At 61.7% G+C, this 14,483-nt stretch carries 12 protein-coding genes; 7 read left to right on the plus strand and 5 right to left on the minus strand.

From position 1 onward, the window contains the following. Nucleotides 1-184 precede the first annotated feature (184 nt). The gene (locus AC3RCM_RS09620; protein WP_492629540.1) at nt 185-2,410 is read right to left on the minus strand and encodes an NADP-dependent isocitrate dehydrogenase; all 2,226 of its coding nucleotides are present in this window, start codon (nt 2,408-2,410) and stop codon (nt 185-187) included. A 414-nt stretch (nt 2,411-2,824) separates the two neighbouring features. Here AC3RCM_RS09620 and icd point away from each other — a divergent pair, with 414 nt between their 5' ends. After that, nucleotides 2,825-4,081 carry an NADP-dependent isocitrate dehydrogenase gene (icd, locus tag AC3RCM_RS09625; protein WP_014755963.1) on the plus strand — a complete coding sequence of 419 codons (1,257 nt, stop codon included), beginning with the start codon at nt 2,825-2,827 and terminating at the stop codon, nt 4,079-4,081. A gap of 71 nt (nt 4,082-4,152) precedes the next feature. Here the strand turns inward: icd and cspD are convergent, their stop codons facing one another. Further along, the gene (cspD, locus tag AC3RCM_RS09630; RefSeq protein WP_014590372.1) at nt 4,153-4,419 is read right to left on the minus strand and encodes a cold shock domain-containing protein CspD; all 267 of its coding nucleotides are present in this window, start codon (nt 4,417-4,419) and stop codon (nt 4,153-4,155) included. Between the two features lie 230 nt (nt 4,420-4,649). Here cspD and clpS point away from each other — a divergent pair, with 230 nt between their 5' ends. Together clpS and clpA are read left to right on the plus strand one after the other, a co-directional pair. Continuing rightward, a complete protein-coding gene (clpS, locus tag AC3RCM_RS09635; protein WP_003251220.1) occupies nt 4,650-5,012 on the plus strand; it encodes an ATP-dependent Clp protease adapter ClpS in 363 nt (120 codons plus the stop codon). A 30-nt stretch (nt 5,013-5,042) separates the two neighbouring features. Next, nucleotides 5,043-7,313, plus strand: a complete 2,271-nt coding sequence (clpA, locus tag AC3RCM_RS09640; protein ID WP_064491929.1) for an ATP-dependent Clp protease ATP-binding subunit ClpA — start codon at nt 5,043-5,045, stop codon at nt 7,311-7,313. A gap of 86 nt (nt 7,314-7,399) precedes the next feature. Here clpA and infA read toward each other — a convergent pair whose 3' ends face one another. From infA to aat, 3 genes are all read right to left on the minus strand, one after another. Then, complete coding sequence (gene infA, locus AC3RCM_RS09645) at nt 7,400-7,618, minus strand: translation initiation factor IF-1 (RefSeq protein WP_002553999.1); 219 nt, start codon at nt 7,616-7,618, stop codon at nt 7,400-7,402. Nucleotides 7,619-7,719: 101 nt separating this feature from the next. Continuing rightward, complete coding sequence (locus AC3RCM_RS09650) at nt 7,720-8,427, minus strand: arginyltransferase (protein WP_003251215.1); 708 nt, start codon at nt 8,425-8,427, stop codon at nt 7,720-7,722. 56 nt (nt 8,428-8,483) lie between these two features. Beyond that, nucleotides 8,484-9,164, minus strand: a complete 681-nt coding sequence (aat, locus tag AC3RCM_RS09655; RefSeq protein WP_234546822.1) for a leucyl/phenylalanyl-tRNA--protein transferase — start codon at nt 9,162-9,164, stop codon at nt 8,484-8,486. Nucleotides 9,165-9,571: 407 nt separating this feature from the next. Between aat and AC3RCM_RS09660 the strand changes: the two genes are divergently transcribed. The 4 genes from AC3RCM_RS09660 (at nt 9,572) to crcB (ending at nt 14,471) form a co-directional block, all read left to right on the plus strand. Then, entirely contained in the window at nt 9,572-12,076 is a 2,505-nt protein-coding gene (locus AC3RCM_RS09660) for a DNA translocase FtsK (RefSeq protein WP_014590374.1), read from the plus strand. 62 nt (nt 12,077-12,138) lie between these two features. Further along, entirely contained in the window at nt 12,139-12,762 is a 624-nt protein-coding gene (lolA, locus tag AC3RCM_RS09665; RefSeq protein WP_064491928.1) for an outer membrane lipoprotein periplasmic chaperone LolA, read from the plus strand. A gap of 12 nt (nt 12,763-12,774) precedes the next feature. After that, on the plus strand, nt 12,775-14,100 hold the full coding sequence (locus AC3RCM_RS09670) for a replication-associated recombination protein A (protein ID WP_010954809.1): 1,326 nt from the start codon (nt 12,775-12,777) through the stop codon (nt 14,098-14,100). Further along, nucleotides 14,097-14,471 carry a fluoride efflux transporter CrcB gene (gene crcB, locus AC3RCM_RS09675; RefSeq protein WP_003251205.1) on the plus strand — a complete coding sequence of 125 codons (375 nt, stop codon included), beginning with the start codon at nt 14,097-14,099 and terminating at the stop codon, nt 14,469-14,471. The genes AC3RCM_RS09670 and crcB overlap by 4 nt, the downstream gene beginning before the upstream one ends. Nucleotides 14,472-14,483 lie beyond the last annotated feature (12 nt).

Consider the following 14,483-nt stretch of genomic DNA (forward strand, 5'->3'; position numbering starts at 1 on the left):
ATTGCCGGGACCGCCTTGCGGTCCTTCGCGGGCTCGCCCGCTCCCACAGGTGCAGTGCAGGTCTTGCTGGCAGCACCTTCCTGTGGGAGCGGGCAACCCCGCGAAGGGCTGCGCAGCGGCCCCGATCCAGAAAGCACAAACCCCGGTGCGTGGCCGGGGTTTGTGCTGTTACTTCAAGCGAACCTTACAGGGCGGCGATGGCGCTGTTCAGGGTCTGGCTTGGGCGCATCACCTTGGCGGTCAGCTCGGCATCCGGGGCGTAGTAGCCGCCGATATCGGCTGGCTTGCCTTGAACGGCGTTGAGCTCGGCGACGATGGTCGCTTCGTTCTCGGCCAGGGTTTTTGCCAGTGGTGCGAAGCGTGCCTGCAGGGCAGCGTCGTCCGTCTGAGCGGCCAGGGCCTCGGCCCAGTACAGGGTCAGGTAGAAGTGGCTGCCGCGGTTGTCGATACCGCCGACTTTGCGCGACGGCGACTTGTTGGTGTCGAGGAACTTGCCGGTAGCCTGGTCCAGGGTGTTGGCCAGAACCTTGGCGCGCGGGTTGTCGTAGGTGTTGCCCAGGTGCTCCAGGGAAGCGGCCAGGGCCAGGAATTCACCCAGCGAGTCCCAGCGCAGGAAGTTCTCTTCAACCAGCTGCTGCACGTGCTTCGGAGCCGAACCGCCGGCGCCGGTTTCGAACAGGCCACCGCCGCTCATCAGCGGTACGATCGACAGCATCTTGGCGCTGGTGCCCAACTCCATGATCGGGAACAGGTCGGTCAGGTAGTCACGCAGCACGTTGCCGGTCACCGAGATGGTGTCCTTGCCTTCGCGGATGCGGGCCAGGGAGAACTTGATGGCGTCGACCGGTGCCAGGATGCGGATGTCCAGGCCGGTGGTGTCGTGATCTTTCAGGTACTTCTGCACCTTCTCGATCATGACGCCGTCGTGGGCGCGAGCCGGGTCCAGCCAGAACACCGCCGGGGTGTTGCTCAGGCGGGCACGGTTGACGGCCAGCTTGACCCAGTCCTGGATCGGCGCGTCCTTGGTCTGGCACATGCGGAAGATGTCACCGGCTTCGACGTTCTGCTCCAGCACGACGTTGCCCTTGCCATCGACTACGCGAACCACGCCGTCAGCCTTGATCTGGAAGGTCTTGTCGTGGGAGCCATACTCTTCGGCTTTCTGCGCCATCAGGCCAACGTTCGGCACGCTGCCCATGGTGGTCGGGTCGAAGGCACCGTTGACCTTGCAGTCTTCGATGGTGGCCTGGTAGATGCCGGCGTAGCAGCGGTCCGGGATCACGGCCTTGGCGTCTTGCAGTTCGCCTGCGGCGTTCCACATCTTGCCCGAGTCACGGATCATGGCCGGCATCGAGGCGTCGACGATCACGTCGCTCGGCACGTGCAGGTTGGTGATGCCTTTGTCGGAGTTGACCATGGCCAGGGCCGGGCGCTCTGCGTACAGGGCCTGGATGTCGGCTTCGATCTCGGCCTGCTTGTCGGCTGGCAGGTCCTTGATGCGGGCGTACAGGTCGCCGATACCGTTGTTGGCGTTGAAGCCTACTTCGGCCAGGGCAGCGGCGTGCTTGGTCAGCACGTCGTTGTAGAATTCTTCGACGATGACGCCGAACATGATCGGGTCGGAGACCTTCATCATGGTGGCTTTCAGGTGCACCGACAGCAGCACGCCGGCGGCCTTGGCATCGGCGATCTGCTCGGCGATGAAGGCTTTCAGGGCCTTGCGGCTCATGGTGGCGCAGTCGATGACTTCGGCGGCTTTGACGGCGGTCTTTTCTTTCAGCACGGTGGTGCTGCCGTCTTTGCCGACCAGCTCGATGCGCAGGCTGTCGTCAGCTTCGATCAGTGCGGCTTTTTCGCTGCCGTAGAAGTCGCCCTGGGTCATGTGGGCAACGTGCGACTTGGAGTCAGCGGCCCAGGCGCCCATCTTGTGTGGGTGCTTGCGGGCGTAGTTCTTGACCGACAGCGGCGCGCGGCGGTCGGAGTTGCCTTCGCGCAGCACCGGGTTCACGGCGGAGCCCTTGATGCGGTCGTAGCGGGCGCGGGATTCTTTTTCTTCCGCGGTGGCCGGCTCGTCGGCGTAGTCAGGGATGTTGAAGCCCTTGCCTTGCAGTTCCTTGATCGCGGCTTTGAGCTGCGGTACCGAGGCGCTGATGTTCGGCAGCTTGATGATGTTGGCTTCAGGGGTGGTAGCCAGCTGGCCCAGTTCCGCCAGGTGATCGCCTACTTGCTTCTCTGCGCCCAGTTGCTCCGGGAAGGCGGCAAGGATACGGCCAGCCAGGGAAATGTCGCGAGTTTCGACAGCGATGTCAGCCGAAGCGGTGAACGCTTCGATGATCGGCAGCAGCGAGTAAGTGGCGAGGGCGGGGGCTTCGTCGGTGAAGGTATAGATGATCTTGGAACGGGTGGGCATGCGGGTTAACTCTCTGTGTGCTGAGCGTGCTCGAGTCTCGTGGTGCGCAGGGTAGGCGCATCGCCCTGGTAGCACCATGAGCGGAAAGTCGAGAGGCTGCGAGCGGTGATGGTGGATGCATCAGTCGAGCGTCAAGTGCTGAGCTGCGGTAACAACCCAGGCTTTATGGCCATTCATGGCCTAGGGCGGTCCGCATTTTCCTGGGATTCGCCCCGATGACCCTTCGGTCGCGGCGGAGTATACCAAACCATTTGGGCTAATCAGCAAGGCCAAGTGATATCGGCCCATTTATAAGACCAAAGACTAAGCGGCAATGCGGCGGGTTGTCGCATGCCTTGCAGGTCGGCAGATGTGGTTTAGGCTCAGTGGATCGCACGATGTCCAAACCACACCCGACAGCGGAGTAGTGCAAGCATGGGATACCAGAAAATCAAGGTTCCGACCGACGGCAGCAAGATCACCGTCAATGCAGATCATTCGCTCAACGTGCCTGATCATCCGATCATTCCTTACATCGAAGGCGACGGGATCGGCGTCGATGTTTCGCCGGTCATGATCAAGGTGGTTGATGCCGCCGTGGAGAAGGCCTACGGCGGCAAGCGCAAGATTGCCTGGATGGAGGTGTACGCTGGCGAGAAAGCCACCCAGGTGTATGACCAGGATACCTGGCTGCCGCAGGAAACCCTCGATGCCGTGCGTGATTACGTGGTATCGATCAAAGGCCCGCTGACCACCCCGGTCGGTGGCGGCATCCGCTCGCTCAACGTGGCCCTGCGCCAGCAACTGGACCTGTATGTGTGCCTGCGGCCGGTGCTGTGGTTCCAGGGTGTACCGAGCCCGGTGAAAAAGCCTGGCGACGTCGACATGGTGATCTTCCGCGAGAACTCCGAAGACATCTATGCCGGCATCGAGTGGAAGGCCGGGTCGCCTGAGGCGAACAAGGTGATCAAGTTTCTCAAGGAGGAAATGGGGGTCACCAAGATCCGCTTCGACCAGGACTGCGGTATCGGCGTCAAGCCGGTGTCGAAGGAGGGTACCAAACGTCTGGTGCGCAAGGCCCTGCAATACGTGGTGGATAACGACCGCGAATCACTGACCCTGGTGCACAAGGGCAACATCATGAAGTTCACCGAGGGTGCCTTCAAGGACTGGGGGTACGAGGTGGCGCGTGACGAGTTCGGCGCTGAACTGCTCGATGGCGGCCCTTGGATGAAGTTCAAGAACCCCAAGACCGGTCGCGAGGTCATCGTCAAGGACGCCATCGCCGACGCCATGCTGCAGCAGATCCTGCTACGCCCGGCCGAGTACGACGTGATCGCCACCCTCAACCTCAACGGTGACTACCTGTCCGATGCCCTGGCGGCGGAAGTGGGTGGTATCGGCATTGCCCCGGGCGCCAACCTGTCCGACACCGTGGCCATGTTCGAGGCCACTCACGGCACGGCGCCCAAGTATGCCGGGCAGGACAAGGTCAACCCGGGCTCGGTGATCCTCTCGGCCGAGATGATGCTGCGCCACATGGGGTGGACCGAGGCCGCCGACCTGATCATCAAGGGCACCAATGGCGCCATTGCGGCCAAGACCGTGACCTACGATTTCGAGCGGCTGATGGAGGGGGCCAAGCTGGTAAGCAGCTCAGGCTTTGGCGATGAAATGATCAAACACATGTAAGGCAACAGAAAACCGGTCGCCTCCTGTAAAGAGGCGGCCGGTTTTTTCGTCTATCGGCACAGCGCAGGCAGTCAGGCTTTTGCAGTTTCGCTTTGCGGCTCGCCCAGGGTTCTGGCAGCCTCTGCTGCAGCGGCCGCGGCATCTTTGATTTCGACGGCGTGCAAGCCTTTGGGGCCCTGGACGATGTCGAATATCACGGCCTGGCCAGCCTTCAGGGTCTTGTATCCGTCCATTCGGATGGCGGAATAATGGGCGAACAGGTCATCGGATTTACCTTCCTCATTGATGAATCCATAGCCCTTGGCATTGTTGAACCACTTGACTTTACCGCTTGCCATCCCTATGTCCCTCTGCAAAGGACTCCATCACTGGAGTATCATCCACTTCATCCGCATACGAACCTTGCGAAAAATCTGGTTGACTGCGCGGATCTTTATCGACCACGGTGGGTTCTTATTGGTTGTAACACCGTTTTGCCGATAGTCAAGGTCACGCGGCGCCTGCGCTGGCGGTGGCCTGTGCAGTCAACCCGAAACCTTAACCTGACGCTCATGATGAAATTCTTTCCATGCATGCACCTAGTGAGATTCGACTAACATTCAATCAGGATCGCCCGCAATCGAATGAGGACGACGGCTCAGGTCTTGCAGTTCAGGAAGCCAAGCCGATCCTGCAGGCGCCACCGATGTACAAGGTGGTTTTGTTCAACGATGACTACACGCCAATGGATTTCGTCGTCGAAGTGCTCGAGACGTTCTTCAGTCTGAACCGCGAGCTGGCGACCAAGATCATGCTGACCGTCCATACCGAGGGGCGGGCAGTGTGCGGATTGTTTACCCGTGACATCGCCGAAACAAAGGCTATGCAGGTCAACCAATACGCCAGGGAAAGCCAGCATCCGCTACTCTGTGAAATCGAGAAGGACGGTTAATCGCCGACCACTTGGGTATGAGGTGAAGCTATGTTAAACCGCGAGCTCGAAGTCACCCTCAATCTTGCCTTCAAGGAGGCCCGTTCGAAGCGTCATGAGTTCATGACCGTCGAGCATCTGCTGCTGGCACTCCTTGACAATGAGGCTGCCGCGACCGTTCTGCGCGCCTGTGGCGCCAATCTCGACAAGCTCAAGCATGACCTGCAAGAGTTCATCGACTCCACCACGCCGTTGATCCCTGTCAACGACGAAGACCGTGAAACCCAGCCGACCCTGGGCTTCCAGCGCGTGCTGCAGCGTGCCGTGTTCCACGTGCAAAGCTCTGGCAAGCGCGAAGTGACCGGCGCCAACGTGCTGGTGGCGATCTTCAGCGAACAGGAAAGCCAGGCCGTGTTCCTGCTCAAGCAGCAGAGCGTGGCCCGTATCGACGTGGTCAACTACATCGCCCATGGCATCTCCAAGGTGCCAGGGCATGGTGCGCAATCTGAAAGCGACCAGGACATGCAGGACGAAGAGGGCGGTGAAACCTCCTCTTCGAGCAACCCGCTGGACGCCTACGCCAGCAACCTGAACGAGCTGGCCCGTGCCGGCCGTATCGATCCGTTGGTAGGTCGCGAGCAGGAAGTGGAGCGCGTGGCGCAAATCCTGGCCCGTCGGCGCAAGAACAACCCGCTGTTGGTGGGTGAGGCAGGCGTGGGCAAGACGGCCATCGCCGAAGGCTTGGCCAAGCGCATCGTCGATGGTCAGGTGCCTGACCTGCTGGCGCAGAGCGTGGTGTATTCCCTCGACCTGGGCGCCTTGCTGGCTGGTACCAAATACCGTGGTGACTTCGAGAAGCGCTTCAAGGCGCTGCTCGGTGAGCTGCGCAAGCGTCCGCAGGCCATCCTGTTCATCGACGAAATTCACACCATCATCGGCGCCGGTGCGGCGTCGGGCGGGGTGATGGATGCCTCCAACCTGCTCAAGCCGCTGCTGTCGTCGGGTGAAATCCGCTGCATCGGTTCGACCACGTTCCAGGAGTTTCGCGGCATCTTCGAGAAGGATCGTGCGCTGGCGCGTCGCTTCCAGAAGGTGGATGTCAGCGAGCCATCGGTCGAAGATACCGTGGGCATTCTGCGCGGCCTGAAAGGGCGTTTCGAAAGCCACCACAACATCGAGTACAGCGACGAAGCCCTGCGCGCCGCCGCCGAACTGGCTTCGCGCTACATCAATGACCGGCACATGCCTGACAAGGCCATCGATGTGATCGACGAGGCAGGCGCCTACCAGCGCCTGCAGCCAGAGGCCAGTCGCGTCAAACGCATTGATGTGCCGCAAGTGGAGGATATCGTCGCCAAGATTGCGCGAATTCCGCCGAAGCACGTCACCAGTTCCGACAAGGAGCTGCTGCGCAACCTTGAGCGCGACCTGAAACTGACCGTGTTTGGCCAGGACCAGGCAATCGACTCGCTGGCCACCGCGATCAAGTTGTCCCGTGCCGGCCTCAAGTCGCCAGACAAGCCGGTTGGTTCGTTCCTGTTCGCCGGCCCTACCGGCGTCGGCAAGACCGAAGCGGCGCGGCAATTGGCCAAGGCGCTGGGTGTGGAGTTGGTGCGTTTCGACATGTCTGAGTACATGGAGCGCCACACCGTCTCGCGTTTGATTGGTGCGCCGCCGGGTTATGTCGGTTTCGACCAGGGTGGCTTGTTGACCGAGGCGATCACCAAACAGCCGCACTGCGTATTGTTGCTCGACGAAATCGAGAAGGCCCACCCGGAAGTCTTCAATCTGCTGCTGCAGGTGATGGACCACGGTACCCTGACCGACAACAACGGGCGCAAGGCCGACTTCCGTAACGTGATCCTGATCATGACCACCAACGCCGGTGCAGAAACTGCGGCGCGGGCGTCGATCGGCTTTACTCATCAGGACCACGCGTCCGATGCCATGGAAGTGATCCGCAAGAGCTTCACGCCAGAGTTCCGCAACCGTCTGGATACCATCATCCAGTTTGGCCGCCTGAGCACGGAGACGATCAAAAGCATCGTCGACAAGTTCCTTATCGAATTGCAGGCGCAGCTGGAAGACAAGCGTGTGCTGCTGGAAGTCAGCGATGAAGCACGCGGTTGGCTGGCGGTTTCGGGCTATGACGTGCAGATGGGCGCGCGGCCAATGGCGCGGCTGATCCAGGACAAGATCAAGCGGCCGCTGGCCGAGGAGATCCTGTTTGGCGAGCTGGCCGAGCATGGTGGCGTGGTGCATGTCGACCTGCGCGATGGCGAACTGGTGTTCGACTTCGAAACCACGGCTGAGGTCGCGTGATGTGCAGGGGCTGCCTTGCAGCCCCTTGCAGTTTCTTGAGGCACAAAAAAGCCCGGCACCTGGCCGGGCTTTTTCATGGCTTGAGCTTAGCGCGCACGGTAGGTGATGCGGCCCTTGCTCAGGTCGTACGGCGTCAGCTCGACGCGGACCTTGTCGCCAGTGAGAATGCGGATGTAGTTCTTGCGCATCTTTCCGGAGATGTGCGCGGTTACGACGTGCCCGTTTTCCAACTCCACGCGGAACATGGTGTTGGGCAGGGTGTCGACGACAGTACCTTCCATTTCGAAGCTGTCTTCTTTCGACATGCAGTTGAGCCCTCGGATCCAATGTTAGCCCGACGCATATCCGCACCGGGCAAAAAAGTGGCGTGGATTATGCCGGAAAACTGCGTGTCAAGCCAATGCTTTCAGTTGAGGGTGACCCAGCGCTGGTTTATCAGCAGCTCGATAGGTCGGTACTGCGTCTTGTAGTTCATCTTCTTGCAGTTCTTGATCCAGTAGCCCAGGTAAACCGCCTCCAGGTTCTGGCGCAGCGCTTCGGTGATCTGCCAGAGAATGGCGAAACGGCCAAGGCTGCGGCGCTCCTCGTCCGGCTCGTAGAAGGTGTACACCGCCGACAGGCCATTGGGCAGCAGGTCGCACACTGCCACCGCCATCAACCGGCCTTCCAGGCGAAACTCGTAGAACCAGCAGAACGGCAGGTCGCGTACCAGGAAGGTGGAAAACTGATCGCGGCTGGGCGGGTACATGTCGCCATCGGCGTGGCGGGTTTCGATATAGCGCCGGTACAGCTCGAAGTACTCTTCCTTGAACGCCGGGCGCGCTGCGGTTACGGTCAGGTCGGCGTTACGTTTGAGTATGCGACGCTGCTGGCGGTTGGGAATGAAGCGCGCCGCCGGGATGCGCGCCGGCACGCAGGCGTTGCAGTTCTGGCAGTGTGGGCGGTACAGGTGGTCGCCACTGCGGCGAAAGCCCATTTCCGACAAATCGGCGTACACGTGCACGTCCATCGGCTGGCTGGGGTCGAGGAACAGCGTGGTCGCCTGCTCCTCCGGCAGGTAGCTGCAGGAGTGGGGCTGAGTGGCATAGAACTTCAACCGCGCCAACTCTGTCATGATCAACCCCTTCGGTGAGACTTTGTTTTAAGTGTAAGCCAGCTACGGGAACTCGCCTAGGCAACCCATGAAGCGCTGTTGGGCTGGTCAAGGTGGCGTGCCAGGTAGCTGGCGAACTCGGCACGGCTGATGGCGTGGGCGCCCAGGCTGTGCAGGTGGTTGGTCGGCATCTGGCAGTCGATAAGCACGAAGCCGGCGTCTCGCAGGTGGTTGACCAAGGTCACGAAACCGACCTTGGAGGCGTTGTCGGCGCGGCTGAACATCGATTCGCCAAAGAACAGCTGGCCCATGGCCAGGCCGTACAGGCCCCCGACCAGTTCGCCGTCCTGGCGAACTTCGACCGAATGAGCGATGCCACGGCGGTGCAGCTCGCAGTAGGCGTTGCGCATGGTGTCGGTGATCCAGGTGCCGTTAGCGTAGTCGCGAGGCGCGGCGCAGGCGGCGATCACGGCCGGGAAGTCGGTGTCGAAGCTGACCTGGTAGCGGCCTTGGCGCATCAGCTTGGCCAGCGAGCGTGACACATGCAACTGGTCAGGCAACAACACCGTGCGCGGGTCGGGTGACCACCACAGGATCGGTTGGCCGTCCTGGTACCACGGGAAGCAGCCATGGCGATACGCCTGCACCAGGCGCTCGGGGCTCAGGTCGCCGCCGGCGGCCAGTAGGCCGTTGGGGTCGTGCAGCGCCTTTTCCAGGGGCGGGAAGGTAAGCGAGTCGCGGGTCAGCCAGGTGAGCATGGTCTATCGTGCGGTGGGGGAGGGGAGAGGGCAGCATGGCTTGGGTGAAAAGCGGGGTCAATCTCTTTGGGGGTCTCAAAGCCAGCGCGGTAACCTGCACAAGGCTACCCCTACAGGGAAGTGAGGCAGTTTTGCGGCAATTCAGGGCAATTTCCTACACATTCATCAAACCGCAGGCACCATCCGCTACATTTGCTGTCACACCTGTGCAAAAACACAGCATAAGCCTTTGTCACGAAAGAAAATGCATGCTCAAATTGCAGCTATATGAATTCGCCCCCGGCCAAACCCCCATACGGCGTGCCGCCATGGCGGCTGGCGGGCAGTAATGTTAAAAGTAGTGGTTCGTTGGTCGCGCAGCGGCCGATCACTATTGGACGCGCACCACGCGCAGGAATAGACGCGTTTTGAAGAAATCCACCGCAACTCCAGCTCCATTGCCTGTGCCACTGTGGCGGCAGCAGCTGCATTATCGCCTCAAGGAAGGTGCGTTGATCGCTGTCGGCGCGCTGTGCCTGTACCTGTGGATGGCGCTGCTGACCTACGATACGTCGGACCCGGGCTTCAGCCACACCAGCAACGTCGACCAGGTGCAGAATGCGGCCGGGCGTGCCGGTGCCTATTTCGCCGACATCCTGTTCATGGTGCTGGGTTACTTCGCCTATATTTTTCCGCTGCTGCTGGCGGTCAAGACCTGGCAGATTTTCCGCGAACGCCACCAGCCATGGGACTGGAGCGGCTGGCTGTTCTCCTGGCGGCTGATTGGCCTGGTGTTCCTGGTGCTGTCGGGGGCGGCGCTTGCGCATATCCACTTCCACCCGCCCGCCAGCCTGCCGTTCTCTGCCGGTGGTGCACTGGGCGAAAGCCTGGGCGACCTGGCGCGCAACCTGCTGAACGTGCAGGGCAGCACGCTGATGTTCATTGCCCTGTTCCTGTTCGGCCTGACCGTCTTCACCGACCTGTCGTGGTTCAAGGTGATGGACCTGACCGGCAAGATCACCCTCGACCTGTTCGAACTGGTGCAAGGGGCTGCCACCCGCTGGTGGGAAGCGCGCAACGAGCGCAAGCGCCTCGAGGCACAGTTGCGCGAGGACGAACCGGTGTTCAAGGCCGCGCCGATGGCTGCCGAGAAGCGCGAGCCGGCCAAGCCGTCACTGCGCGAGCGCATCCTCAAGCGTGAAGAGCCACCCGCTCAGCCGGTCGAGCCGCGTGAGCCAACCCTTGCACGCGAACCGATTGTGCCGCCACGTGAAACGGCGCCTGAGGCATTGGCGCCGCGCGAAACCGTGGTGCCCCGCCAGCAGCACGCAGCGCCCACCATTGTGCCGCCGTCAGCCGCCAGCAGAGCGCCGGAGCCGAGCAAGCGGGCGATGAAGGAAAAGCAGGCGCCGCTGTTCGTCGACAGCGCCGTGGAAGGCACCTTGCCCTCGATTTCCATCCTCGACCCGGCCGAACAGAAAAAGATCGAGTATTCGCCAGAATCCCTGGCCGGCGTCGGTCAGCTGCTGGAAATCAAGCTCAAGGAATTCGGTGTGGAAGTGGCGGTGGATTCGATCCACCCCGGCCCGGTGATTACCCGTTATGAAATCCAGCCGGCCGCCGGTGTGAAGGTCAGCCGCATCGCCAACCTGGCCAAGGACCTGGCGCGTTCGCTGGCCGTGACCAGTGTGCGAGTGGTCGAGGTCATCCCTGGCAAGACCACGGTAGGTATCGAGATACCCAACGAAAACCGCCAGATGGTGCGCTTCTCCGAAGTGCTGGCCACGCCGCAGTACGACGAGCAGAAATCGCCCGTCACGCTGGCGCTGGGCCACGACATTGGCGGCAAGCCGGTGATCACCGACCTGGCCAAGATGCCGCACCTGTTGGTGGCCGGTACAACCGGCTCCGGTAAGTCGGTGGGTGTGAACGCGATGATTTTGTCGATCCTGTTCAAGTCCAGTCCGGAAGACGCGCGGCTGATCATGATCGACCCGAAAATGCTTGAACTGTCGATCTACGAAGGCATCCCGCACCTGCTGTGCCCGGTGGTCACCGACATGAAGGACGCCGCCAACGCCCTGCGCTGGAGCGTGGCCGAAATGGAGCGGCGCTACAAACTGATGGCGGCCATGGGCGTGCGTAACCTGGCCGGTTTCAACCGCAAGATCAAGGACGCCCAGGAAGCTGGCGAAATCATCCATGACCCGCTGTATCGCCGTGAGAGCATGGACGATGAGCCGCCTGCGCTGAAAACCCTGCCGACCATCGTGGTGGTGGTGGACGAATTCGCCGACATGATGATGATCGTCGGCAAGAAGGTCGAAGAGCTGATCGCCCGTATCGCGCAGAAGGCACGGGCGGCCGGTATTCACCTGATCCTCGCCACCCAGCGCCCGTCGGTGGACGTGATCACCGGCCTGATCAAGGCCAACATCCCGACCCGTATGGCGTTCCAGGTGTCGAGCAAGATCGACTCGCGTACCATCATCGACCAAGGTGGTGCCGAGCAGTTGCTGGGCCATGGCGACATGCTGTACATGCCGCCGGGCACCAGCCTGCCGATCCGGGTGCACGGCGCATTCGTGTCTGACGACGAAGTGCACCGCACGGTCGAGGCGTGGAAGCTGCGTGGCGCCCCGGACTACAACGACGACATCCTCAACGGCGTCGAAGAGGCCGGTAGCGGCTTTGACGGCGGCGGCGGCGGTGGCGAGGGTGACGATGCCGAAACCGACGCCCTGTATGATGAGGCGGTGCAATTCGTGCTCGAGAGCCGTCGTGCCTCCATTTCTGCCGTGCAACGCAAGCTGAAGATCGGCTACAACCGTGCCGCGCGCATGATCGAGTCGATGGAGATGGCCGGCGTTGTCACCCCGATGAACAGCAACGGCTCGCGGGAAGTGATAGCCCCGGGCGGCCCGCGCGACTGATGAACACCCTGCCTGGCACCAACGGTGGCGCCAGGCCTTTTCAACGCTCAATGAGGATTCCCATGCGCGCGATTCGCATGCTGTTGGTTTCTGCCCTTACCCTGGGCTCGGTTACTGCTTATGCCGGTGAGCAAGACGTACAACGCCTGACCCAGTTGCTGGAAAAGTCGCAGACCATCGAGGCCAACTTCTCCCAGCTGACCCTGGGCGCCGATGGCACCAGCCTGCAGGAAACCTCGGGCAAGATGACGGTCAAGCGCCCGGGCCTGTTCTACTGGCACACCGATGCACCGCAGGAGCAGGTGGTGGTGTCGGACGGCAAGAACGTCACCCTGTGGGACCCGGACCTGGAACAGGCCACCATCAAGAAGCTCGACGTGCGCCTGAACCAGACCCCGGCCTTGTTGCTGTCCGGTGACGTGTCGAAGATCAGCCAGAGCTTTGATATTGCGTCCAAGGAGCAGGGCGAAGTAATGGACTTCACCCTCAAGCCAAAGACCAAGGACACCCTGTTCGACTCGCTGCGCGTGTCGTTCCGCAAAGGCCTGATCAATGACATGCAGCTGGTCGACAGCGTCGGCCAGCGCACCAACATCCTGTTCAATGGCGTCAAGGCCAACCAGGCGGTGCCGGACAGCAAGTTCAAGTTCGACATCCCCAAGGGCGCGGACGTGATCAAGGAGTAACCAGAGCTCGCCATGGACCTGTTTCGAAGCGAACCCGTCGCCCAGCCCCTGGCCGCCCGTCTGCGCCCGTCCAGCCTGGATGAGTACGTCGGCCAGGAGCACCTGCTGGCGCGCGGTAAACCGCTGCGCGAAGCGCTGGAACAAGGTGCGCTGCACTCGATGATCTTCTGGGGGCCGCCCGGGGTCGGCAAGACCACGCTGGCGCGGTTGCTGGCGCAGTTCTGCGATGCGCACTTCGAAACGGTGTCGGCGGTGCTGGCCGGGGTGAAAGAGATCCGCCAGGCTGTGGAGGTGGCCAAACAGCAGGCTGGCCAATATGGCCGTCGAACCATCCTGTTCGTTGACGAGGTGCACCGCTTCAACAAGTCGCAGCAGGACGCCTTTTTGCCCTATGTCGAGGACGGCACCCTGCTGTTCATCGGTGCCACCACCGAAAACCCGTCGTTCGAGCTGAACAACGCGCTGCTGTCACGGGCGCGGGTGTATGTGCTCAAGAGCCTGGACGAAGCCGCCCTGCGCAAGCTGGTCAACCGTGCGCTGACGGAAGAGCGTGGCCTGGGCAAGCGCAACCTGCGGGTGGGCGACGACGCCTTCAAGATGCTGATGGCCGCTGCCGACGGCGATGGCCGGCGCATGCTCAACTTCCTCGAGAACGCCTCGGACCTGGCTGAAGACGGCAGCGAGATCGACGTCGAGATGCTACAGAGCCTGCTGGGTGACAGTCGCCGCCGCTTCGACAAAGGCGGCGAGGCGTTTTACGACCAGATATCCGCGCTGCACAAGTCGGTGCGTGGCTCCAATCCCGATGGCGCCCTGTACTGGTTTGCACGCATGCTCGACGGCGGCTGTGACCCGCTTTACATCGCCCGCCGAGTGGTGCGCATGGCCAGCGAGGACATCGGCAATGCCGACCCGCGTGCGCTTAGCCTGTGCCTGGCTGCCTGGGATGTGCAGGAGCGCCTTGGCAGCCCCGAGGGCGAGTTGGCGGTGGCCCAGGCCATCACCTACCTGGCCTGCGCACCCAAGAGCAACGCGGTGTACGTGGGTTTCAAGACCGCCCTGCGTGAAGCGGCCGAGCACGGTTCGCTGGAGGTGCCGTTGCACCTGCGCAATGCCCCGACCAAGCTGATGAAGCAGTTGGGCTATGGCGACGAGTACCGCTATGCCCATGATGAACCCGACGCCTACGCCGCCGGAGAGGATTACTTCCCCGATGAACTGGAGCCGCGCCAGTACTATCAGCCGGTGCCCCGTGGCCTGGAACTGAAAATTGGCGAGAAGCTGCGCCACCTGGCTGACCTCGACCGCAACAGCCCCCGCCAGCGGAGAAAACCATGATTGCACTCATCGCCGCGGTCAGCGCCGGTGGTATTGCTGGTACCTTGTTGCGCTTCGCTACCACCAACTGGGTGGCGGCCCACTGGCCACGACACTTCTATGCCGGTACGCTGGCGGTCAACCTGGTTGGCTGCCTGCTGATCGGCTTGCTCTATGGCTTGTTCTTGCACAAGCCGCTGGCGCCGGTCGAATTGCGCGCCGGCCTGATTGTCGGCTTTCTCGGTGGCCTGACGACCTTTTCCTCCTTCTCGCTCGATACCGTGCGCCTGATGGAAAGCGGGCAAGTGCCCCTTGCCTTGGGCTATACCAGTATCAGCGTGGTGGGCGGGCTGCTCGCAACCTGGGCTGGCCTGTCCCTGACCCGATTCTGAACCAACACCTAC

This window comes from Pseudomonas sp. GW823-FHT05G12 (assembly GCF_058795575.1).